This is a genomic window from Streptomyces sp. NPDC029526 (assembly GCF_040637405.1).
Taxonomy (GTDB): Bacteria; Actinomycetota; Actinomycetes; order Streptomycetales; family Streptomycetaceae; genus Streptomyces.
This window is the reverse complement of sequence record NZ_JBEZWE010000001.1, coordinates 516,425-537,202: the sequence shown is the minus strand read 5'-3', so window position 1 is coordinate 537,202 and position 20,778 is coordinate 516,425. Positions and strand designations below refer to the sequence as shown.

The window sequence follows — 20,778 nt, the reverse complement described above, 5'->3', positions numbered from 1 at the left end:
GCTGTCACCTTGTCGCCCTCAGGCTCCGGTGTGAAGCGCGGGGGTGACCCCTCATCGTAGGAGGACACTACCGTCCGCACACTGGGGCTGTCCGCCCGGATCAGCGCGCCGACCTCTACCCGCGCAGGAAACTCACGATTCCCTCAGAGATCCCCCGTGCCGCTTTCTGCCGCCAGGCACCACTGGTCAGGAGCGCCGCGTCCTTGCTGTCGCGCATGTTGCCGCACTCGACGAACACCTTGGGAACCGTTGACAGATTGAGACCGCCCAGATCCGTCCGCGTGACCAGTCCGGTGCCACCGCCGACATAGTTGGACGGCGCGTTGCCCGTGACCCGGACGAAGTGGCCCGCGATGCGTTCACCGAGTTCGCGCGAAGGGCCCACGATGGCGCGGGTGTCGGCCTCGCCGGCGTGGACGGCGCCCGGCAGGATGACGTGGAAACCGCGCTGCCCGGCACCCGCCCCGTCCGCGTGCAGCGACACGACCGCGTCGGCCTTCGCCTCGTTGCCGATCCGCGCCCGCTCGTCGATGCACGGCCCGAACGGCCGGTCGGCGTCCTGCGTCAGCTTGACCGTGGCACCCTGCTCCTCCAGGACGGCACGCATCCGGCGGGCGAGGTCGAGGGTGAACTTCGCCTCCGGGTAACCGTCGTTGGAGGCGGTCCCGGTGGTGTCGCACTCCTTCCGGTTCGTCCCGATGTCCACCTGCCGGTTGATCTCGGTGGTGTGCTGGAAGTTGCCGGGGTTGTGCCCGGGGTCGATGACGACGACCTTCCCCTTCAGCGCGCCCGACCCGGCCGGTGCGGACGCCGGGGCGGAGGAGGAGGTGGACGCGGAGGCGCTCGGCGTCCCGTCGTCCGGGCCGGCGGAGCCCGACGCGGAGGCCCCGGACGGGGACGGCTCCGCCGACGACGCCGGAGCGGACGCGGACGAGGCGGACGCGACGTCCCCGTTGCCCCCGTCGTCGCCCGAACCGCCCACGGCCGCGTAGACGGCCCACCCGAGCAGGGCCCCGGGCACGAGCGCGGCGACCGCCACGGTCAGGGGGCGCCGCCGGGAGTTCGAAGGCTGGGGCGGATCGAAATCGGGACCGGTGTACGACACGGAGCCACCCTAACGGCCACGGCCCGGCCCCACGGGCTCATCACCCGACGCCGGACGCGACGAGGAGATTCGACGGCGCGACGCGGCGACGAGACGCGACGGTGCGACGCGGCGACGAGACGCGATCGTGCGACGACCGCTGTACGACAGGGCGGGCCACCCGTGCCCTCACGCCCCTGAGATCGGGTCTCCCGTCCCGGCCGCCTCTGGCCTCGGAGACCTCCCGTCCCGGCCGCCTCTGGCCTCGGAGACCTCCCGTCCCGGCCGCCTCTGGCCTCGGAGACCTCACGTCCCGGCCGGCTGACGTCCCCGACGTGTCAGGTGCCCGGCCCGGTGCGGCGCAGCACCCGCAGGGAATCCGTCGCCGAGACCTCGGTGAACGCGCCTGAGGCGAGGGCGCGCAGGTAGACGCGGTAGGGGGCCTGGCCGGTGAACTCGTCGACCGGGTCGGGGAACACGTCGTGGATGACGAGGAGGCCGCCCTCGGCGACGTGCGGCGCCCAGCCCTCGTAGTCGGCGGTGGCGTGCTCGTCGGTGTGGCCGCCGTCGACGAACACCAGGCCGAGCGGGCTGTTCCAGAGCGCCGCGATCTGCGGGGAGCGGCCCACCAGGGCCACCACGTGCTCCTCCAGACCGGCCCGGTACAGGGTCCGGCGGAACGAGGGCAGCGTGTCCATCACCCCGAGCGCGGGGTCGACCGTCTCCGGGTCGTGGTACTCCCAGCCGGGTTGCTGCTCCTCGCTGCCGCGGTGGTGGTCGACGGTCAGGGCGGTCACCCCGGCGGCCCGGGCCGCGTCGGCCAGGAGCAGCGTGGAGCGCCCGCAGTAGGTGCCGACCTCGAGCAGCGGCAGGCCCAGCCGGCCGGCCTCCACGGCAGCCGCGTACAGGGCCAGACCCTCGTCCACGGGCATGAAGCCCTTCGCCGCCTCGAACGCGGCCAGGATCTCGGGCTCGGGTGCCGGCGCCATCGCCGTCCTCTCGGGTGCTCGTTCCGGGCTCACTCGGGTGCTCACCCGGGGCTCACTCGGGTCTCGTTGTTTCCGGGCGCCATGCTGCCCTACCGGCCGGGTGGCCGGACGACAGGGGTGCCGGTCGGTGGCGGGGGCGGTCCCCTCCGGTCGGGCCGGCCACCGGCACCTCCCGCCCGGCTGCCCGCTGCCCGGCCGCCGGTCCGGCCCACCGGCCTTGCGCCCGGTCCGGCCCAGCGGCCTAGGTGTGCTGTCCCGGCACCGCCCCGGGCCTAAGACTCCGGGACGAGGACCCGCACGGCGAAATCCCGATGCACGGGGCATCCGTCGCTTGAGAGCATGGCCCTCATGCTCGACGCCCAGGAAGCCTCCGCCGAAACCGCCCGCCGCCGTCCCTCACCTCCCGCCTGGATGGTGGTGGCGCTGGCGTGCGCGGGGCAGTTCCTCGTCGTGCTCGACGTCTCCGTCGTCAACGTCGCGCTGCCGTCGATGCGGACCGGCCTCGGCCTGAGCGAGCAGGGCCTGCAGTGGGTCGTCAACGCGTACGCCATCGCCTTCGCCGGATTCATGCTGCTCGGCGGACGCGCGGGCGACCTCTTCGGCCGCAAGCGGATGTTCCTGGTCGGCCTCACCCTGTTCACGCTGGCCTCCCTGGCCGGCGGCCTGGCGCAGGAGGGCTGGCAGCTGCTCCTGGCGCGGGCGGTGCAGGGGCTCGGGGCGGCCGTGCTCGCCCCGTCCACGCTGACCATCGTCACGGAGGCCGTGCCGGAGGGCGCCGCCCGCGCCCGGGCGATCGCCACCTGGACCGCCGTCGGCGCCGGGGGCGGCGCGGCGGGCGGCTTCGTCGGCGGGGTCCTGGTCGACCTGCTGTCCTGGCGCTGGGTGCTGCTGATCAACGTGCCGGTGGGCGCGGTCGTGCTGGCCGGTGCCCTGGCCTGGCTGGCGGAGAGCCGGGCCGGGGACGGGCGCCGGCTCGACCTGCCCGGCGCGCTCCTGGTCACCGGCGGCCTCGCCACCCTCGCCTACGGCATCTCGCAGACCGAGGCCGAGGGGTGGGCCGCCACCGCCACCGTGGTCCCCCTCGCCGTCGGCCTGCTGCTGATCGCGCTGTTCCTGCTCGTGGAGGCCCGTACCCGGGCGCCGCTGATGCCGTTGGGCCTGCTCCGGCTGCGCTCGGTGTCGTCGGCCAACGTGGGGATGTTCCTGTCCGGCTCGGCGATGTTCTGCATGTGGTTCTTCATGACCCTGTACGCGCAGAACGTCCTCGGCTACACCCCGCTGCAGGCCGGCTTCGCGCTGGTGCCCAGCTCCCTCGCCGTGGTCTTCGGCTCCAAGCTGGCGCCACGCCTGATGAACCGGCTCGGGTCCCGCGCCGTCGCCGTGCTCGGCACCCTGGTGGCGGTGACGGGCTTCGCCTGGCAGTCGACGATGACCGCCGACGGGACGTACCTGACGGCGATCATGTTCCCCGGCATCCTGATGATGCTGGGCGCGGGCCTCGCCGGAACCCCGCTCGCCAGCGTCGCCACCGGTGGCGCTGCCCCAGAGGAGGCCGGTCTGGTCTCCGGGATGATCAACACCTCCCGCACGATGGGCGGTTCCCTGGGCCTCGCGGTGATGTCGACCATCGCCGCCTCCCGCACGGGCGGCAGCAGCAGCCCGGAAGCCCTGACGGAGGGTTACGCCCTCGCCTTCCGCACCGGCACGGCGGTCCTCCTCGCCGGTGCCCTGCTGATGTGGCTGTGGCTGCCGAGGAAGGCGACGGACCCGCACTGACGGACCCACCATGACGGACGTGGGCTGACGGGCCCACCAGGCCGGACCTGGGCTGACGGGCCCGCCACGCCGGACCCGGGCTGAGGGGCCCACCATGACGGAACCGGAACAGCCCCGGAGCAGTCCCTGAGCAGCCCCGGAACGGCCCGACGTCCACGGAAACGGGTCCCTGTCAGGTCCGCCGGATGGGAGGCGGCGGGAGGTCGGCGTACCCACCGGAAAAGTGTCCGTCGGGCCGCCGGGAAACCGGTGCGGACGGCCTTCGGTGCCGTCCGTGAGCCATTTCCCCACGGGCACGGGGAGGGGTGTCCGCCACCCCGCCGACCACCCCGCGACGGCCCGCCCAGGCCCTTCCCGCCGATCACTCAAAGCTGCTCTGACCTGGGGTTTTCCTGTTTCCGGCGATAGAATTGCCCCCTCTGGAAAGGGGACCGGATGGACCGGAGCACACGCACTGTCGACGACGTACTCGACCTGCTGGACACCCTGTTCGCACCGGAGGCCGACCGGTGGACGGACCGGGGCGCCGACTGGTGGGACGGCTTCTACGCCGACCGCTCCCGCCCGGTGCCGTTCTTCGCCGCGAAACCCGACGCGCACCTCGTGTCCTGCGTGGAACGGGGACTCCTCACCGGGGGCCGGGCGCTGGAACTCGGCTGCGGGCCCGGACGCAATGCGCTGTACCTGGCGGCCCAGGGCTACGACGTGGACGCGGTCGACCTGTCCCCGGCCGCCCTCGCCTGGGCCCGGGAGCGGGCGGCGGAAGCGGGTCGGACGGACCGTCTCCGCTTCCACTGCGGGGACGTCTTCACCCTGACCGGTGTGCGCGTGACCACCGCGACCGCGCCCGGCAGCAACAGGGGCGGAGACACCGCCGCGCTGACCGGCCCCTACGACCTCGTGTACGACTCCGGCTGCTTCCACCACCTGCCCCCGCACCGCCGGATCACCTACCTGGCCCTCCTGGACCGGGTCCTCGCACCGGGCGGCCACTTCGCCCTCACCTGCTTCGCGGCCGGCGGCATGGGCTCGGAACTCCCGGACGCCGCGTTCTACACAGGGGGCGGTCTCCGGGGCGGGCTCGCCTACACGGACGCGTCCCTGCGCCGGATCTTCTCCGGTCTGACGGAGGTCGAACTGGGCCGGATGCGCGACGAGTCCGAGGAGGCACCGGTCTTCGGCAGGGACTTCCTGTGGGCTGGCCTCTTCCGGCGCCCTGAGCAGCGCGGCACCGGCGCCTCCGGCTCGGGGAGCACCGGCACTTCCGGCACCTCCGGGGAAACAGGCACCTCCGGCCCCGGGGAAACAGGCACCTCCGGCTCCGGGGAAACAGGCACCTCCGGCACCTCCGGCTCCGGGGGCACCGGCACCTCCGGCCCCCGGAACCGGTGAAGCGGCCGGAAACGCACCCCTGTGCCGGAGGTTCCGCCGTGCGGAGGAGGATCTGTCCCATGCCCGTCGACGCAGCCAAGGCGCTCGCCGCCCGGCCACGTATCGGTGAGATCGCCTGGGGCGTCCGGGACGTCCTGCTCTACCACCTCGCGCTCGGGGCCGGTGTTCCCGCCACCGACCCGGGAGAGCTGCGCTACACCCTCGAACCCGGGCTGTGCGTGCTGCCCGGCTTCGCCACCGTTGCGGGCGGTGGGCCGCCGGGCGTGATCGGCGCGCTGTCCCTGCCGGGGGTGGACGTGGACCTCGCCCGCGTGCTGCACGGCGGTCAGGCGCTGACCCTGCACCGCCCACTGCCGGTCGAGGGCAGGGCCACCGCCACCCGCCGGATCGTCGCGGTGTACGACAAGGGCACGGCGGCCGTCCTGGTGATGCGTACCGACGTGGCGGACGCCGACGGGCCGTTGTGGACCGACGAGGCCGAGGTCTACGTCCGCGGCGAGGGCGGCTGGGGTGGCGACCGGGGACCCTCCGCCCGCCCCGGAGCGCCCGCAGGGGAGCCGGACCTGGTTGTGGAACGCCCCGTGCGGGAGGACCAGGCCCTGCTCTACCGCCTCACCGGCGACCGGAACCCCCTGCACGTCGACCCCGAGTTCGCCGCCCGAGCCGGTTTCGAACGGCCCGTCCTGCACGGCCTGTGCACCTACGGCATGACCCTCAAGGCCGTCGTCGACACCGTCCTCGGCGGCGACGTCACTCGCGTCCGGGCCTGCACCGCCCGCTTCACCGGAGTGGTGTACCCGGGCGAGACCCTGCGGATCCGAATCCGGCGGGCGACGGACGCCGGGGGGCGCTGCGCCGGCGCGGACCCGCCCGGCAGACGGGCCGGGGAGGCGGTAGGGGAGGTAGCAGGGGACGTGGCCGGGAAGGAGCTCCGGGCAGAGACGGGTCGGGTGCGCGTGGCCGTCGGCGTGGTGGAGCGGGGCGACGCGTCGGTCCTCGTCGGCACCATCGTCGTGCCCGACTGAACGTCGCCGTCGGCCGGCCCGGGGAGTCGTCGCCGACCGAACGGCCGACGGCGCACCACGACTCCGCCCGGAACGAGTCCGGCCCCGCCCGTCGTACGACGGGCGGGGCCGGACCGTGTTGTTTCCCCACGCTGTTGCTGCGTCAGGCGGCCGATTCGGTGCGCTCCTGCTCCTCCACCGGCCTGCGGTGCCGTCCGCGCGGAGCGGTGTCGCCGTCCTGCATGGAGACCGGCCCGCGGTGCTTGCCGTGGCCGGGGGCGACCTGCCCGCCGTCGGCGGTCGGCGCCTGCTGCGTCATGGCGTCGTTCATCGAGAAGAATTCACCCCGTCATACTGATCTTTCCTACAGCCGGGCGAGTCTAACCGGCACCCGACCCCCCGGATCCAGGCGAACGCACCGACCGCCACTACTTCGTTACAAGCCGTGCCAGGGGCGCCTGTTGGAGCGGAACGGGCCGCGGCGCGGAGGGGACGGCGGGGTCGGAAGGGGACGCTCCGGATCCCCCTCCGGGCACGTCTCCGAAGCTTCCGGACGACGCCCCGGCCCCGGTCTCCGTGCCGGTGCCCTGCCCCGCCGCTGTCCCGGCTGCTCCCGGCCCCTCCGGGGTCCCGGACGCCCCCGGGGCACCCGGTGCGGTGCCCGAAACATCGCCGCCGTCCCCGCTGTTCCCGCTGTTCCCACCGTCCCCGCCGCTCCCGCCGTCCGTCCCGTCCCGGCTCGCTTCCGGCGCCGGCGCCTGCACCCGCGCCACCCCGCACGGGACGTCCCGGGTGGCGTACGGAAGGCCCAGCACCCCGTCCTCCGTCCACCAGCCGGTGCCGGTCAGCCACCCCTCCGGCGCCGGGAGGTGACGGACCTGCCGCTCGGCCGGCCGCCACAGCCCCACCCAGCTGCCGAACGGACCGTCGAGGCGCAGCGCCACCGCACAGCCCTCCGGCGTGAGCACCTGGCCCGGCTGGATCGCGAACGGCGTGACCACGCAGTCCGGCACCCGCAGACACTCCGGGAACCGCACCGGCAACGTGCTGCCCAGTACGCCCCAGCCCACGCGGGGCGTGCCCGGCGAGGGCGCGTCCGAGCTGATCAGCAGCAGCCCGCTGTCCGGGTCGGCGAGCAGGACCCGGTCGTCGCTCCCGGCCGCGATCTGCAACAGCGGCGACACCTCGCCGTCGCGCTCCAGGTCCACCACGACCGCCTTGGTGCGCCCGCCGGTCTCCCGGTCCAGCGCCAGCATCCGGCCGGAGTGGTCCAGCCACACCCCGCCCGAGCAGCGCCCCGGCAGGTCGGCCACCCGCTCCGGCCCGAACGCGCCGCCCGCCACCATCCACACCGTCGTGGACCGCCGGCCCACGGCCAGCGCGTACGCCCGGTCCCCGCCCGGCGCGGGCGGCAGCAGTCGCAGCCGTGTCCCTGCGTCGGGACACTCGACCGCGCCCAGCGGCACCTCACCGGTGCCGGGACCGGTCGGGTAGAGCAGGAAGAAGGCGTGCCTCCCGGCCACCGGCCGGTGGATCAGCACCCGTCCGTCGCTCAGCGGCTGGACCTCGGTGCCCGGCTCCTCGGGCCGGCTGCCCGGCAGCGGGACCGCATAGGGCTCGGGACCGTCGAGGGTCCACCGCTCCGGGACCGGGGAGCCGTCGGCGGGCGTGAGACGCGCGGCGTAGGAACGGTCCGCCGTGATGGCGCAGCCCGTCGGCCCGGTCCGGGACCCGGCCCCGTCGTCGTGACCGGTCGCAGGTTCGATCGCACAGGCCGTCATGGTTCGGTCACCTCCGGCCACGAACGTAGTTTTCGCACGCACGGGCGGGGGAGCGGCGGCACTCCGCTTCACACATAAGGGTGTTCCAGAATCGATTCGCCTGAGGAAGCGGGAACGCGTGTGCTCCCGCCCCGGACCCCGGCCCCGGCCCGTGTGCTGACCGCGCCGGTCGCTCGGGCCCGGCTCGATCCGACCGTCCACACGACCCGGCCACACGACTCCCGCACCGAACGCCGTCCCGTCCCGCCGACCCCGTACCGTCCCGCCGACCCCGTACCGAACGCCGTCCGTCCCGCCGACCCCGCATCGAACGCCGTCCGTCCCGCCGGCCCGGAACGTCCGCCGTGCTGCCGTCGAACATCCCGTTACAGCGGCGCCGAACAGCCAGGTAGCCTGTGCTGCGTGCCCCGTCTGTCTGAAGTCATCACCGCGCTGGAGAACCTGTGGCCCGCCGAACGGGCCGAGTCCTGGGACGCGGTCGGCACCGTCGTGGGCGATCCCGACCAGGAGGTCTCCCGGGTCCTGTTCGCCGTCGACCCCGTCCAGGAGATCGTCGACGAGGCGGTGACGCTGGGCGCCGACCTGCTCGTCACCCACCACCCGCTCTACCTCCGCGGGACGACCACCGTCGCGGCCTCCACCTTCAAGGGCCGCGTGGTGCACACGCTGATCAAGAACGACATCGCGCTGCACGTCGCCCACACCAACGCCGACAAGGCCGACCCGGGCGTCAGCGACGCGCTGGCCGGTGCTCTGGACCTGCGCGTCCTGGGCCCGCTCGTCCCGGATCCGACCGACCCCGAGGGCCGTCGCGGCCTGGGCCGCGTCTGCGAACTCGACCGGCCGGTCACCGTCCGCGAACTCGCCGACCGGGCCGCCGCCCGGCTCCCCGCCACGGCCCAGGGCATCCGGGTCGCCGGCGACCCCGACGCCCCGGTGCGCAGGGTCGCCGTCAGCGGCGGCTCCGGCGACAGCCTCTTCGACGACGTACGGGCCGCCGGGGTGGACGCCTTCCTCACCGCGGACCTGCGCCACCACCCGGTGTCCGAGGCCCGCGCCCAGCACCCTCTCGCGCTGCTCGACGCGGCCCACTGGGCCACCGAGTGGCCCTGGTGCGAGCTGGCGGCGGCCCAGCTCGACGAGATCTCCGACCGCCACGGCTGGGGCCTGCGGGTCCACGTGTCCCGGACGGTCACGGACCCCTGGACCGCCCACGCGGCGTCCGCCGACCCGTCGTCCACCACCGACACCACCGACCGGAGGACCGCCCCGCGCGCCTCCTCCGATTCCGACCCCTCTGGAGCCCCCAACTGAACGCCGCGCCCGCCGACCAGATCCGACTCCTCGACGTCCAGGACCTCGACGTCCGCCTCCAGCAGCTGGCGCACAAGCGGAAGTCGCTCCCCGAGCACGCCGAGATCGAGTCGCTGACCAAGGACCTCACCCAGCTGCGCGACCTCCTGGTGGCCGCGCAGACCGAGGAGAGCGACTGCGCCCGCGAGCAGACCAAGGCCGAGCAGGACGTGGACCAGGTGCGCCAGCGCGCCGCCCGCGACCAGCAGCGCCTCGACTCCGGTGCCGTCTCCTCGCCGAAGGACCTGGAGAACCTCCAGCGGGAGATCGCCTCCCTCGCCAAGCGGCAGGGTGACCTGGAGGACGTCGTTCTGGAGGTCATGGAGCGCCGCGAGTCCGCGCAGGAGCGGGCCGGGGAGCTGACCGAGCGGGTCGCCTCCGTCCAGGCGAAGATCGACGACGCCACCGCCCGCCGGGACGCGGCCTGCGAGGGGATCGACGCAGAGGTCGCCTCCGCCACCAAGGAGCGCGAGGTCATCGCCGGGTCCGTCCCCGCCGACCTGCTCAAGCTGTACGAGAAGCTGCGCGAGCAGCAGGGCGGCGTCGGCGCGGCGAAGCTGTACGCCCGCTCCTGCCAGGGATGCCGTCAGGAGCTCGCCATCACCGAGCTGAACGAGATCCGCCAGGCGGCCCCCGACACGGTGGTGCGCTGCGAGAACTGCCGCCGCATCCTGGTGCGCACCTCCGAGTCGGGCCTGTAGGGAGCCTGCCGGTGCGGGAGTTCATCGTCGAGGCGGACGGCGGGTCGCGGGGCAACCCCGGGCCCGCCGGGTACGGGGCCGTGGTGAGCGACGCGGCGACGGGGGAGACCCTGGCGGAGGTCGCCGAATACCTCGGCGTCGCCACCAACAACGTCGCCGAGTATCGGGGCCTGCTGGCCGGCCTGCGGGCCGCCCGCGACCTGGACCCGGAGGCCGTGGTCCGCGTCCGGATGGACTCCAAGCTGGTCGTCGAGCAGATGTCCGGCCGCTGGAAGATCAAGCACCCCGACATGAAGCCGCTGGCGGCCGAGGCGGCGCGGATCTTCCCGCGCGAGCGGGTGACCTACGAGTGGATCCCGCGCGAGCGCAACAAGCACGCCGACCGGCTGGCCAACGAGGCGATGGACGCGGGCGCCCGCGGGGAGCAGTGGTCCGCCTCGGCCTCCACCGCCGACCTGGACACCCCTGCCGCCCGCCCCGTACGCCCGGCGGTCCCCGAGCCGGAGGGCCCGCCCGGGGACGCGGCGGCAGGTGCCGCCCGGGCGCGGGCGGCTCTGGCGGAGGGCGCGGCACGCAACCGCGCGACCGCCGCCCGGGCGCAGACTCCGGCGGCCCCCGACGCCGGCCACGACAGCCCCGCCGGCGCGGCCGTTCCCGCGTCCGACACCGATGCCACGTCCGAGGCCGGGCAGGCCGGTCCCGGTCCCACGTCCGAGGCCGGGAAGGGCGACGAAGACGCCGATCTCACATCCGAGGCCGGGCAGGTCGGCTCCCGTCTCACGTCCGAGGCCGGGCAGGTCGGCTCCGGTCGCACGTCCGAGGCCGGGCAGGTCGGCTCCGGTCGCACGTCCGAGGCCGACAAGGCCGACGCCGACGTGCGCGCCGCCGAGGCCGTCGCCACCCCCCGCTCCGGCTGGGGGCCCGCCGACATGGGCCCGCCGGCCACCTTCGTCCTGCTCCGGCACGGCGAGACGCCGCTGACCCCGCAGAAGCGTTTCTCGGGCAGCGGCGGCAGCGACCCGTCCCTCTCCGACGCCGGCCGGGAGCAGGCCGAGCGGGTCGCCGCGGCCCTGGCCCGGCGCGGCACCGTGCAGGCGGTCGTCGCCTCCCCGCTCGCCCGGACCCGGGAGACCGCACGGATCGTCGCCGCTCGCCTGGGCCTGGACGTACAGATCGAGGAGGGGCTGCGCGAGACGGACTTCGGTGCCTGGGAGGGCCTCACCTTCGGTGAGGTCCGCGAACGCCACCCCGAGGACCTGAGCGCCTGGCTGTCCGCACCCGACGCCGAACCCACCGGCGGTGGCGAGAGCTTCGCGGCCACCGCCGCCCGGGTCGCCGCGACCCGCGACAAGCTGATCGCGGCCCACGCCGGCCGCACCGTCCTGCTCGTCACCCACGTCACGCCCATCAAGACACTCGTCCGGCTCGCTCTGGGCGCCCCGCCCGAGGCCCTGTTCCGCATGGAACTGTCGGCGGCCTCCCTGTCGGCGATCGCCTACTACAGAGACGGAAACGCCAGCGTCCGCCTGTTCAACGAGACGTCCCACCTGCGCTGAGCCCGGCCGCCGCCCGGGCCAGCCGCTCGACGCGCGCCCAGTCCCCGGCGGCCACGGCGTCCGCCGGGACCATCCAACTGCCCCCGACGCAGCTCACGTTGGGCAGCGCCAGATAGTCCGGCGCGTTGTCCGGCCCGACCCCGCCCGTCGGGCAGAAGCGCGCCTGCGGCAACGGCCCGGCGAGCGCCTTGAGGTACGCCGGGCCCCCCGAGGGTCCGGCGGGGAAGAACTTCATCTCCCGCACCCCGCGCTCCAGCAGCGCGACCACCTCCGAGGCCGTCGACACCCCGGCCAGGAACGGCACCCCCGACGCCCGCATCGCCTCCAGCAGCCGCTCCGTCCACCCGGGGCTGACCAGGAAGCGGGCACCGGCGTCCACCGCGTCCCCCACCTGCCCCGGCGTGAGCACCGTCCCCGCCCCGACCACGGCCCCGGGCACCTCGGCGGCGACCGCCCGGATCGCGTCGAGCGCGGCGGGCGTCCGCAGGGTCACCTCGACCGCCGGCAGCCCCCCGGCCACCAGTGCACGCGCCAGCGGCACGGCGTCGGCGGCGTCCTCGACCACCACCACGGGCACGACGGGAGCCAGGTCCATCAGGGAGGCGGTGGGGGCACTCGTACCAGGGCGGGAGGCAGCGGCGGGGGAGGGGCCCGAAGGCGGGTCGGAAGACGGGTCGGAAGAGGGCAGGGGTGAACTCATGCCGGTCATGCTGCCGCGCGAAAACACTCTGCGCAAAGCGCATTGCGCAGAGTGCAACGGCATGGTCGTATGCGCGCCTTCGAACCTCAGTGCACGTCCGTCACCAGCACGTCCAGCGCCCACGCCGCCCCCGCCCTGGCGGGCGCCTCGCACTCCACCTCGTACCCGAGCTCCCGCAGCGCGTCGACCAGCTCGGCCGGGTTCCCCGGCGCCGACCCCGCCGACAGCAGACTCCGGACGATCCGGCCCTTGGTCGCCTTGTTGAAGTGGCTGACCACCTTCCGGGTGGGCGCGTGCAGCACCCGCACGGTCGCCGTCCGCCCCGCGATCTCGCCCTTCGGCTTCCAGGCCGTCGCGTACGCCGCCGAGCGCAGGTCCAGGACCAAGCCGTTCCCCGCCGCCTCCGGCAGCACCTCCGCCATCGCCGCCCGCCAGTGCGCGCCCAGCGCCCCGAGGCCCGGCAGCTTCACGCCCATCGAACACCGGTAGGACGGGATCCGGTCGGTGACCCGTACCGCACCCCACAGTCCCGAGAACACCAGCAGCGAGCGCGCCGCCCGCCGCTTCGCCGCCGCGTCGAGCGTGGCGAGGTCCAGCGCGTCGTAGAGCACCCCGGTGTAGATCTCCCCGGCGGGCCGGGTCCCCGCCGTCCGCAGCCCCGCGTTCTTGGCGACCTCGCCCCGCAGCCCTTCGCTGAGGCCCAGCACCTCGCGTGCCTTGTCCTCGTCCCCGGTGCACAGGTCCACCAGTTCGGCGAGCACGGCCTCCCGGGCGGCGGTCAGCCCCGGCAGCGACAGCGACTCCGTGCGCAGTGGGGCACCCCGGCCGGAAGCGGCCTTGCCTTCGGACGGCGGCAGCAGGACAAGCACACGTACTCCTCGGATCAGGACCTCACGGTCCCACCTCCCGGCCGTCCGCAGCCCGGACACGGGCCGACGGTGGAACTCCGCTGAAAGGGTACGGGGCCCGGCCCGCGGCCCCGTGCGCCGGACTCCCCGGTTCCGCCTGTCGTCGCCGTCCGCGGCTCCGGCCGCCCGTCGCCCGTCGCCCGTCGCCCGTCCAGGAACTCCGCGAGGCACCCCAGCAGGCATCCTGCGTAGATCCCGGGAGTACGTGCGCCCCACCAGCCCCGCCCGCCTCACCAGTCCCCCTGTTCACCCCTCCTCTCGCTCCTCCCCCTCCTGCCCCTCCTCTCCCGCCGGTTTCCGCCCCGCCCGTTCCCCGAGCCTCCGCAGCAGCCGCCGGATCACCTCGGCCTGGGCGGGAGCGAAGTCCGCGTACAGGGCCCGCAGGAAGGCGTGCTCCTGATCGACGAAGCCCGCCCCATCCGGGGCCAGTTCCTCGGGCAGGGCGGTGGCGAGGAGTTCGACGGCCTCGTCGACCCGCGGGTCGTCCGTCCCCGCGTCGACGAGCTCGTCCAGCAGGGCGTAGGCACGCTGCGCCCGTTCCAGTCCTCCGGGCGCGGACAGGGCGCTGCCGACCAGGCCCATGAACCGCTCCCGCTCCTCGGGCGGTGCCGTCGACTCGATCAGCGCGAGCACCTCCCGGTCCTTGGCCGCCGAGGGTGAGCCGGCGAGGCCGCCCAGCTCCTCGAACAGGGCGGCCAGCTCCGGGGACACCGGCCCGTCGGCGGTCAGCCCGCCCTCCGTCTCCAGCAGTGCCCGCAGCCGCGCCCGCCGCTCCCGGATCGCCGCCTCCTGCCGGGCCAGGTCCTCGTCCAGCTCCGTCAGCACCTCGGCGAGGTCCTTCCCGGCGTCGTCCGCGAGCACGTCCCGCACCTCGGCCAGTCCCAGCCCCAGCTCCGTCAGCCGCCGGATCCGCGCCAGCACGACCGCGTGCCGCAGCGTGTAGTTCCGGTAGCCGTTGCCCAGCCGCTCCGGCTCCGGCAACAGCCCGAGATGGTGGTAGTGCCGCACGGCCCGCGTGGTGACGCCGACGGTGGCGGCGAGTTCGCCGATCCGCATGCCTCCCAGTAGAAACGTTGACGCTGCGGCAGGGTCAACCGGTTGCCGTCGCACCGCCCGCCGGGCCGCTCCGTGTGCCACGATCGAGGGAACGACTCCCGATCCACGGCCAGGTGATCACCCGATGCCCCACTCCGGTGAGCGACCGAAGGAGGGGCGTGACGTGACTGCCATGGCCACGAGCCGCTCTCGCAGGCGGATGTCCTGCTCGAGGGCTTCCTCGCCCTGGACACCCCGGAGGGTTTCCGGGCGGAGCTGATCGAGGGGGAGATCGTTGTGACGCCGCCGCCGGACGGGGACCACGAGGACTACATCGGGCTGGTCGTGACGCAGGTGATCAGGGAATCCCGGACCGCCATGCAGTTCTCCGGGAACAAGGGCCTGAGGCTGAGCAGCGGCGGGGCGTGCCCGAAGAACCACGTCATCCCGGACGGCGTCTTCGCGCCCGCGGCCTCGCGCCTGTACCGGGGAGCGGACCCCTGGATGCCGTGCGACGGCGTCGCGCTGGTCATGGAGGTGACCTCCGGCAAACCTCGGACGGACCGCGAAGCCAAGCGCCACTGCTACGCGCGCGGAGCCATCCCCCTCCACCTGCTCGTCGACCGCGGCATGTCCTCGGTCACGCTGTTCAGCGACCCGGAGAAGGACGAGTACCGGGAGCAGTGCACCCGCCCCTTTGGCAAACCGATCGCCCTGCCCGAACCCTTCGCCTTCGACCTGGACACCGCCGACTTCGTCTGATCCCCTGATCCGGGGGGTGCGCGGTGGGAAACGCGGTGGGGAACACGGGGAACGTACGGGAACAGGCACGCTGGACCAGGGCGCGGCTCGGCCGGTGCGGGCCGTCACTCGACCTGCTCACCGCCCGCTTCGACCGGCACGAGTACGCCCCGCACGCCCACGACGAGTACACGGTCGGCGTGACCGTCGGCGGCCTGGAGGTCATCGCCTACCGCGGCGGACGCATCGTCTCCGGCCCCGGATCGATCGTCGTCCTCGAACCCGGCGAGATGCACACCGGCGGCCCCGCCGCGCCCGACGGCTACGCCTACCGCGCCCTCTACACCACCCCCGCCCTCCTCGCCGACGGCACCCTCGGCACCGGCCTGCCGCACTTCCGCGAACCCGTCCTCGACGACCCCGAACTCGCCGCCGCCCTGCACCGCACCCACACCGACCTCAGCGCCCACCCCGACCCTCTGGAGGCCGAGTCCCGGCTGCCGTGGCTGCTCACCGCCCTCGCCCGGCGCCACTCCACGGCCCGCCCGGACGACGACACCGTCCCCGACGCCGGCCCCGTCGCCCGCGCCGTCCGGGACCGCCTCGCCGACGAACTGCTCGCCCCGCCCTCCCTCGCCGAACTGGCCGCCGGCCTCGGCCTGTCCCGCTACCAGCTCCTGCGCGCCTTCCGGACGACGATGGGCGTGCCGCCCTACGCCTGGCTCGCCCAGTACCGGGTGACCAGGGCCCGCGCCCTCCTCGACGCCGGACTGCGCCCCGCCGAGGCCGCCCCCCTCGTCGGCTTCGCCGACCAGGCCCACCTCACCCGCTGGTTCCGCCGCGTCCTCGGCGTGACCCCGGCCGCGTACCGCAACAGCGTTCATGGGGCTGCCGGGTACCGCAACAGCGTTCAAGACGCCCCCTGCTGACCGCCGCCACACTCACCGCATGACTGCACGCGGCTGGCTTCTGTTCTCCCTGATGGGCCTGGTCTGGGGCATCCCCTACCTGCTGATCAAAGTGGCCGTGGACGAGGTGTCCCCGTCCATGGTCGTCTTCGCCCGCTGCGCCCTCGGCGCCGCCCTCCTGCTGCCCTTCGCCCTGCGCCAGCCGGGCCTGACTCGGAACCTGCGGGCCCGCTGGAAACCGATGCTGGCCTTCGCCGTCATCGAGATCATCGCGCCCTGGTACACCCTGACCGACGCCGAACGCCACCTGTCCAGCTCCACCGCGGGCCTGCTGATCGCGGGCGTGCCGATCGTCGGCGTCCTGCTGTCCCGCTTCTTCGGCGCCGCGGAGACACTGGGCGCCCGCCGCCTCGCCGGCCTCGGACTGGGCATCGGCGGCGTCGCCGTCCTCACCGCGCCCCACCTCACCGGCGGCGACGCCCTGTCCCTGGCGGAGGTCCTGGTCACCGTCGTCGGCTACGCCACGGCCCCCCTCATCGCCAACCGGCACCTCAAGGACGTCCCCACCCTCCACCTCATCGCCCCCTGCCTGGCCCTGGCCGCCCTCGTGTACGCCCCCGCCGCCTACCTCACCCGCCCGGCCGCCCTGCCCTCCGCCGAGACCCTGGCCGCCCTCGCCGCCCTCGGCGTGGTCTGCACGGCGGTGGCCTTCGTCGCCTTCCTGGAACTGATCAAGGAGGCCGGCCCGATCCGCGCCTCGGTGATCACCTACGTCCACCCGGCGATCGCGGTCGCCGCCGGCACCGTCTTCCTGGACGAGGCCCTCACCGCCACCGTCCTGGCCGCCTTCGCCCTCATCCTCACCGGCTCGGTCCTGGCGACGGCGGCGGGACCGAAGGGCGGGGGCGCGGAGGCCGCACCCCCTGAAGCCGAGTCCGCGGACACCGAACCGGAGGGCGCCGAACCGGAGGGCGCCGAGACCTCCTCGACCCCGCCGGCCTCGACTGCGTCCGCCGGAGCACAGTGACCGGGAACCGCCTGATCCACACCCGAGAGCACCTGCCTCCTGCCGTCGCGGCACCGGGACCCCGCCGGCGCCCGGTACCATGGTCCACACGGCAGACGAGCCGGGCGGACGGCCGCGTGGAATCCCTCACGGGACTCCCCGAGGAACGTCCGGGCTCCACAGGGCAGGGTGGTGGCTAACGGCCACCCGGGGTGACCCGCGGGACAGTGCCACAGAAAGCAGACCGCCGGGGACCTCGGTCCTCGGTAAGGGTGAAACGGTGGTGTAAGAGACCACCAGCGCCTGAGGTGACTCAGGCGGCTAGGTAAACCCCACCCGGAGCAAGGTCAAGAGGAGACGCCTCTTCGGAAGCGTCTCTGCGCGGACGTTCGAGGGCTGCCCGCCCGAGTCCGCGGGTAGACCGCACGAGGCCGGTGGCAACACCGGCCCTAGATGGATGGCCGTCGCCGGCGGGCCCGCGAGGACCCGCCGGAACAGAACCCGGCGTACAGCCCGACTCGTCTGCCGCTCAGCATCTCGCTCCGCGTGCGCCTTCCTGCGGCCCCCACGTCTGATACGACCCAATGGGTCGCCGGTTCCGCCGAGTTCGGCGGAACCGCTTCCGGGGGAAGTCGGGTCAATCGGGTCTCGTGGCGGCTCCTCTTTGGTCATCATCAGGGCATGCAGAAACTAGAGGCGCACGAAATGCCCCTGCACAAAGTGTTCAGCAGTGACTACGACTTCCAGATCCCCGACTACCAGCGCCCCTACGCGTGGCAGGAGGAACAGGCGTCCCAACTGCTGATGGACTTGCAGGAGGCCCTGGACCGTGGGACGGACGAGCCGTACTTCCTCGGCTCCATTGTGCTCGTCAAGGACGGCGGGGCCCCGAGGGCGGACGTCATCGACGGCCAGCAGCGTCTCACGACCCTGACCATCCTCCTGTCCGTCCTGCGCGACCTCACCGAGGATGCGGATCTGCGCGGCGACCTCGACCGGCTGGTCATGGAGCCTGGTGCCAAGATCCGTGGACTCGCTCCGAGGCCGCGGCTCACCCTGCGGAGCCGGGACGCGGACTTCTTCGAGAAGTACGTGCAGACGAAGGGCGCGGTGGACACCCTTCTCGAACTCCAGGAGGATGCCCTGCGGACCGACGCGCAGAAGGCGGTCCTCCGTAACGCGACGGTCCTGCACCACAGCCTCACCGCGCTCCCCGAGAAGCATCGGCTGGAGCTGGCGCAGATGCTCGCCGAGCGGACGTTCCTGGTCGTCGTCAGCACCCCGGACCTCGACAGTGCCCACCGGATCTTCAGCGTCATGAACTCCCGGGGCCTGGACCTGTCGCCCACCGACATCTTCAAATCGCGGATAATCGGTGATCTCGACGAGGAGACCTCCGAGGCGTGCGCCATCACCTGGGAGGACGCCGAGGAGATGCTGGGGCGCGACGACTTCGCGGAACTCTTCCTCCACCTGAGGATGATCTTCGCCAAGAAGCGGGCGGAACAGGAACTGCTCAAGGAGTTCCCGGAACAGGTGCTCAGCCACTATCTCCCCGGTCATGCGGAGGCTTTCGTCCACGACGTCGTGCGGCCGTACGCCGAGGCCTACGCCCAGATCCGGGAGGCCCGTTACGAATCCGCCTCGGGGGCGGAGACCGTCAACGCCTGGTTCAGGCGGCTGCAGCAGATCGACAACTACGATTGGCGACCCGCCGCCCTCTGGGCGCTGCGTCATCACGAGAACGACCCGGTATGGCTCGACGCGTTCATGAGAGCCCTGGAGCGGCTCTCGGTCAGTATGTTCGTCCGCCGCGTCTACACGACCCCTCGCGTCACCCGTTACGCCGAGCTGCTCCGCCAACTCGACGAGGGGCACGGCCTCGACTCCCCGGCCTTCGAGCTGAGGGAGGACGAGAAGGCGGAGACGCGGGCCAGGCTGGACGGTGACCTCTACCTCGTCCGCAGGATCCGCAAGTACGTGCTGCTCCGGCTGGACGAGCTGCTGGCCCGCGGGCAAGGAGTGACCTACGACCACCCGTTGATCACCGTGGAGCACGTCCTGCCGCAGAACCCGAAGGTCGACTCCCGGTGGGTCGAACTCTTCGACGAGGAGCAGCGCGCCCGGTGGACGCACCGTCTGGGGAACCTGGTCCTGCTGAACCGCGCCAAGAACTCGGCGGCCCAGAACTACGACTTCGCCGCCAAGAAGGCCAGGTACTTCACCGGCCGCGGGGGAGTGGTCCCCTTCGCGCTGACCAGCCAGGTGCTCCAGCACACCGAGTGGACTCCCGAGCTGCTCGAGGCCCGGCAGAAGGAACTGCTGAGCGTGCTCGCGGAGGAGTGGCGTCTGTGAGCGCGGGGGGCGGGGTGCCGGGGTGTGACGCCCGACAGCTACCAGAGGTACCCAGAAGGGGGTGCCTCCCGCCTGCTCACGGCGACCGACACTCGCACTCTCGTCATACGCGTATTACGCTGTCCTCATGGCGAAGACTCGGATCAGTATCAGCCTGGAGCAGGACCAGGCCGAACGCATCAAGCAGCATGCGGAACGGGCGGGCATGGACGTCTCGGCCTACCTGGTCCACGCCGCAACGCGCCAGATGGCCGAGAGTGACGCCATAGAGGAACAGTTCGCCGAGGTGGACGCACTCATCGCCCGGGCGGAGCGGGCAGCGGACGGGCTTTCCGACGAACGCGCCTCCGAACCTGTCGCGGAGCTGACGGAACAGGAACGCCGAGAGGTCGAGGAGGCCCTCGGGCTCGTCCGGGGCCGGGACCGGCAAGGCCGCCGTCCGGGACACGCCGCGTGAGCGCACGGGTGCCGGTCTACGACACCGGGATGCTCATCGCGCTCGCCGACCGCAAGGCGAAGGCGGTTGCTCTCCACGAGGGACTGCGCCAGGTCCCGCACCGGGCACTGGTGCTCGGACCGGTCCTCGCCCAGGTGTGGCGCCCCCAACCGGCTCTGGTGCACGCTCTGTCCGGCGCTCTGAAGGACTGCACGGTTCCCCAGGCCCGTACGTCCGAACCGCCCATGCGGGAGACGAAGGCGGGACGCCCGGATTGTCTGGCCTGCGCGACGGGCCCTGACCTCGCGGACTGGCGGCGCATCGGCACCGCCCTGGGCCGGGCGGCCCTGCCCGCGAAGAAGCGGCCGGACGCGGTGGACGCCTGGGTCGCACTGGCGGCGGCACGGCACGGCAGCGCGGTGATCTTCACCACCGACCCGGGAGACATCCACGCCTACCTGGCGGTCCTTGCACCGACGGACGTGCACGTGGTTGCCGTCTGACGGCTGGGGGTCACGTTCCGCCCGGTCCTGATGGCCGCGCCAGCGGTGAACGGACCGTCGGCAGGAGCGGGCGCGGCGCGGGGCGCGGCGCGGCGCGGCGCTCGAGCCTTCGCAGGCTCGCTCCGCGAACGGGTGCCGGGACGATCAGCCGGCAACCGTAACGGCCATCCAGTGCCACGGCTTGCCTGCCCGCCGCTCCTGAAATGCGCCCCTTTGCTTCCCCTGCTTCCCCGCGAGGCGAAATCTCCCCGGCTCCGCCACGTCCGGGTCCGTGTGAGGGCGCCCGCCGTACCGCGCCCGGCCGGGGCCGTGAGCGTTGCCCGGGTGGCCGGGGCAAGTCGAGTCGGCCGGGGGTGAGTCGAGTCGGCGGGGGGTGAGTCGAGTGGGCCGGCGCACCAAGTCGCCTGTCGGGGCTGCCCGGTTGGGGCGGTTGGTAGTTGAAGGCTTCTTGTACCGATGGGTTGACCCTCCCGAGGAGCCGGCCCTAGGTTCCCCGCATCAACGTCCGTACGGCCTGCGCACGTTCACCGTGACTCATCCAGGAGGCCCT

Annotated in this window: 18 protein-coding genes, 1 other RNA gene and 1 pseudogene; 13 read left to right on the top strand and 7 right to left on the bottom strand. The window is 73.4% G+C overall.

Annotated features, from left to right (window positions below):
• Positions 1-115: 115 nt before the first annotated feature.
• Both AB0F01_RS02395 and AB0F01_RS02390 read right to left on the bottom strand, forming a co-directional pair.
• Positions 116-1,105 (bottom strand): N-acetylmuramoyl-L-alanine amidase, encoded by a 990-nt coding sequence (locus AB0F01_RS02395; protein WP_362089230.1) that lies wholly within the window; start codon positions 1,103-1,105, stop codon positions 116-118.
• Between the two features lie 317 nt (positions 1,106-1,422).
• Positions 1,423-2,073 carry a class I SAM-dependent methyltransferase gene (locus tag AB0F01_RS02390; RefSeq protein ID WP_362089229.1) on the bottom strand — a complete coding sequence of 217 codons (651 nt, stop codon included), beginning with the start codon at positions 2,071-2,073 and terminating at the stop codon, positions 1,423-1,425.
• 339 nt (positions 2,074-2,412) lie between these two features.
• Here AB0F01_RS02390 and AB0F01_RS02385 point away from each other — a divergent pair, with 339 nt between their 5' ends.
• From AB0F01_RS02385 to AB0F01_RS02375, 3 genes and pseudogenes are all read left to right on the top strand, one after another.
• Positions 2,413-3,849: an MFS transporter gene (locus AB0F01_RS02385; protein WP_362089228.1), complete on the top strand. Its 1,437-nt coding sequence runs from the start codon at positions 2,413-2,415 to the stop codon at positions 3,847-3,849.
• 435 nt (positions 3,850-4,284) lie between these two features.
• A pseudogene (locus AB0F01_RS02380) lies at positions 4,285-5,067 on the top strand (class I SAM-dependent methyltransferase); the annotation flags it as partial.
• 233 nt (positions 5,068-5,300) lie between these two features.
• The gene (locus AB0F01_RS02375; RefSeq protein ID WP_362089227.1) at positions 5,301-6,266 is read left to right on the top strand and encodes a MaoC/PaaZ C-terminal domain-containing protein; all 966 of its coding nucleotides are present in this window, start codon (positions 5,301-5,303) and stop codon (positions 6,264-6,266) included.
• A 142-nt stretch (positions 6,267-6,408) separates the two neighbouring features.
• Here the strand turns inward: AB0F01_RS02375 and AB0F01_RS02370 are convergent, their stop codons facing one another.
• Positions 6,409-6,576, bottom strand: coding sequence for a hypothetical protein (locus AB0F01_RS02370; protein WP_362089226.1), 168 nt, complete (start codon positions 6,574-6,576; stop codon positions 6,409-6,411).
• A gap of 97 nt (positions 6,577-6,673) precedes the next feature.
• Entirely contained in the window at positions 6,674-8,026 is a 1,353-nt protein-coding gene (locus tag AB0F01_RS02365) for a hypothetical protein (protein ID WP_362089225.1), read from the bottom strand.
• A 402-nt stretch (positions 8,027-8,428) separates the two neighbouring features.
• Between AB0F01_RS02365 and AB0F01_RS02360 the strand changes: the two genes are divergently transcribed.
• From AB0F01_RS02360 to AB0F01_RS02350, 3 genes are read left to right on the top strand one after another with little or no spacing between them, the layout of a single operon-like run.
• Positions 8,429-9,340 (top strand): Nif3-like dinuclear metal center hexameric protein, encoded by a 912-nt coding sequence (locus AB0F01_RS02360; protein WP_362089224.1) that lies wholly within the window; start codon positions 8,429-8,431, stop codon positions 9,338-9,340.
• Entirely contained in the window at positions 9,337-10,080 is a 744-nt protein-coding gene (locus AB0F01_RS02355; protein ID WP_362090196.1) for a C4-type zinc ribbon domain-containing protein, read from the top strand. Before AB0F01_RS02360 ends, AB0F01_RS02355 begins: the two co-directional genes overlap by 4 nt.
• A gap of 11 nt (positions 10,081-10,091) precedes the next feature.
• Positions 10,092-11,636 (top strand): bifunctional RNase H/acid phosphatase, encoded by a 1,545-nt coding sequence (locus AB0F01_RS02350; protein ID WP_362089223.1) that lies wholly within the window; start codon positions 10,092-10,094, stop codon positions 11,634-11,636.
• Here the strand turns inward: AB0F01_RS02350 and eda are convergent.
• From eda to AB0F01_RS02335, 3 genes are all read right to left on the bottom strand, one after another.
• Positions 11,611-12,231: a bifunctional 4-hydroxy-2-oxoglutarate aldolase/2-dehydro-3-deoxy-phosphogluconate aldolase gene (eda, locus tag AB0F01_RS02345; RefSeq protein WP_362090194.1), complete on the bottom strand. Its 621-nt coding sequence runs from the start codon at positions 12,229-12,231 to the stop codon at positions 11,611-11,613. The two genes, AB0F01_RS02350 and eda, sit on opposite strands and share 26 nt — an antisense overlap.
• Positions 12,232-12,422: 191 nt before the next feature.
• Positions 12,423-13,205, bottom strand: a complete 783-nt coding sequence (yaaA, locus tag AB0F01_RS02340) for a peroxide stress protein YaaA (RefSeq protein ID WP_362089222.1) — start codon at positions 13,203-13,205, stop codon at positions 12,423-12,425.
• A 285-nt stretch (positions 13,206-13,490) separates the two neighbouring features.
• Positions 13,491-14,300 carry a MerR family transcriptional regulator gene (locus tag AB0F01_RS02335; protein ID WP_362089221.1) on the bottom strand — a complete coding sequence of 270 codons (810 nt, stop codon included), beginning with the start codon at positions 14,298-14,300 and terminating at the stop codon, positions 13,491-13,493.
• A gap of 204 nt (positions 14,301-14,504) precedes the next feature.
• Between AB0F01_RS02335 and AB0F01_RS02330 the strand changes: the two genes are divergently transcribed.
• From AB0F01_RS02330 to AB0F01_RS02300, 7 genes are all read left to right on the top strand, one after another.
• A complete protein-coding gene (locus tag AB0F01_RS02330) occupies positions 14,505-15,041 on the top strand; it encodes a Uma2 family endonuclease (RefSeq protein ID WP_362090192.1) in 537 nt (178 codons plus the stop codon).
• Between the two features lie 35 nt (positions 15,042-15,076).
• On the top strand, positions 15,077-15,949 hold the full coding sequence (locus AB0F01_RS02325; RefSeq protein ID WP_362089220.1) for an AraC family transcriptional regulator: 873 nt from the start codon (positions 15,077-15,079) through the stop codon (positions 15,947-15,949).
• Positions 15,950-15,968: 19 nt separating this feature from the next.
• On the top strand, positions 15,969-16,955 hold the full coding sequence (locus AB0F01_RS02320; RefSeq protein ID WP_362089219.1) for a DMT family transporter: 987 nt from the start codon (positions 15,969-15,971) through the stop codon (positions 16,953-16,955).
• A gap of 96 nt (positions 16,956-17,051) precedes the next feature.
• Positions 17,052-17,459: RNase P RNA component class A (rnpB, locus tag AB0F01_RS02315), an RNA gene on the top strand.
• 180 nt (positions 17,460-17,639) lie between these two features.
• Positions 17,640-19,289, top strand: coding sequence for a DUF262 domain-containing protein (locus AB0F01_RS02310; RefSeq protein ID WP_362089218.1), 1,650 nt, complete (start codon positions 17,640-17,642; stop codon positions 19,287-19,289).
• Between the two features lie 127 nt (positions 19,290-19,416).
• The gene (locus AB0F01_RS02305) at positions 19,417-19,746 is read left to right on the top strand and encodes a ribbon-helix-helix protein, CopG family (protein ID WP_362089217.1); all 330 of its coding nucleotides are present in this window, start codon (positions 19,417-19,419) and stop codon (positions 19,744-19,746) included.
• Positions 19,743-20,228: a hypothetical protein gene (locus tag AB0F01_RS02300; protein WP_362089216.1), complete on the top strand. Its 486-nt coding sequence runs from the start codon at positions 19,743-19,745 to the stop codon at positions 20,226-20,228. The genes AB0F01_RS02305 and AB0F01_RS02300 overlap by 4 nt, the downstream gene beginning before the upstream one ends.
• Positions 20,229-20,778 lie beyond the last annotated feature (550 nt).

Bases quoted from the DNA above. Each gene is read 5' to 3' on its own strand.
- eda (WP_362090194.1), bottom strand. From the start codon at position 12,231: ATGGACCTGGCTCCCGTCGTGCCCGTGGTGGTGGTCGAGGACGCCGCC.
- AB0F01_RS02390 (WP_362089229.1), bottom strand. From the start codon at position 2,073: ATGGCGCCGGCACCCGAGCCCGAGATCCTGGCCGCGTTCGAGGCGGCG.
- AB0F01_RS02320 (WP_362089219.1), top strand. From the start codon at position 15,969: ATGACTGCACGCGGCTGGCTTCTGTTCTCCCTGATGGGCCTGGTCTGG.
- AB0F01_RS02375 (WP_362089227.1), top strand. From the start codon at position 5,301: ATGCCCGTCGACGCAGCCAAGGCGCTCGCCGCCCGGCCACGTATCGGT.
- AB0F01_RS02365 (WP_362089225.1), bottom strand. From the start codon at position 8,026: ATGACGGCCTGTGCGATCGAACCTGCGACCGGTCACGACGACGGGGCC.
- AB0F01_RS02335 (WP_362089221.1), bottom strand. From the start codon at position 14,300: ATGCGGATCGGCGAACTCGCCGCCACCGTCGGCGTCACCACGCGGGCC.
- AB0F01_RS02370 (WP_362089226.1), bottom strand. From the start codon at position 6,576: ATGAACGACGCCATGACGCAGCAGGCGCCGACCGCCGACGGCGGGCAG.
- AB0F01_RS02310 (WP_362089218.1), top strand. From the start codon at position 17,640: ATGCCCCTGCACAAAGTGTTCAGCAGTGACTACGACTTCCAGATCCCC.
- AB0F01_RS02385 (WP_362089228.1), top strand. From the start codon at position 2,413: ATGGCCCTCATGCTCGACGCCCAGGAAGCCTCCGCCGAAACCGCCCGC.
- AB0F01_RS02305 (WP_362089217.1), top strand. From the start codon at position 19,417: ATGGCGAAGACTCGGATCAGTATCAGCCTGGAGCAGGACCAGGCCGAA.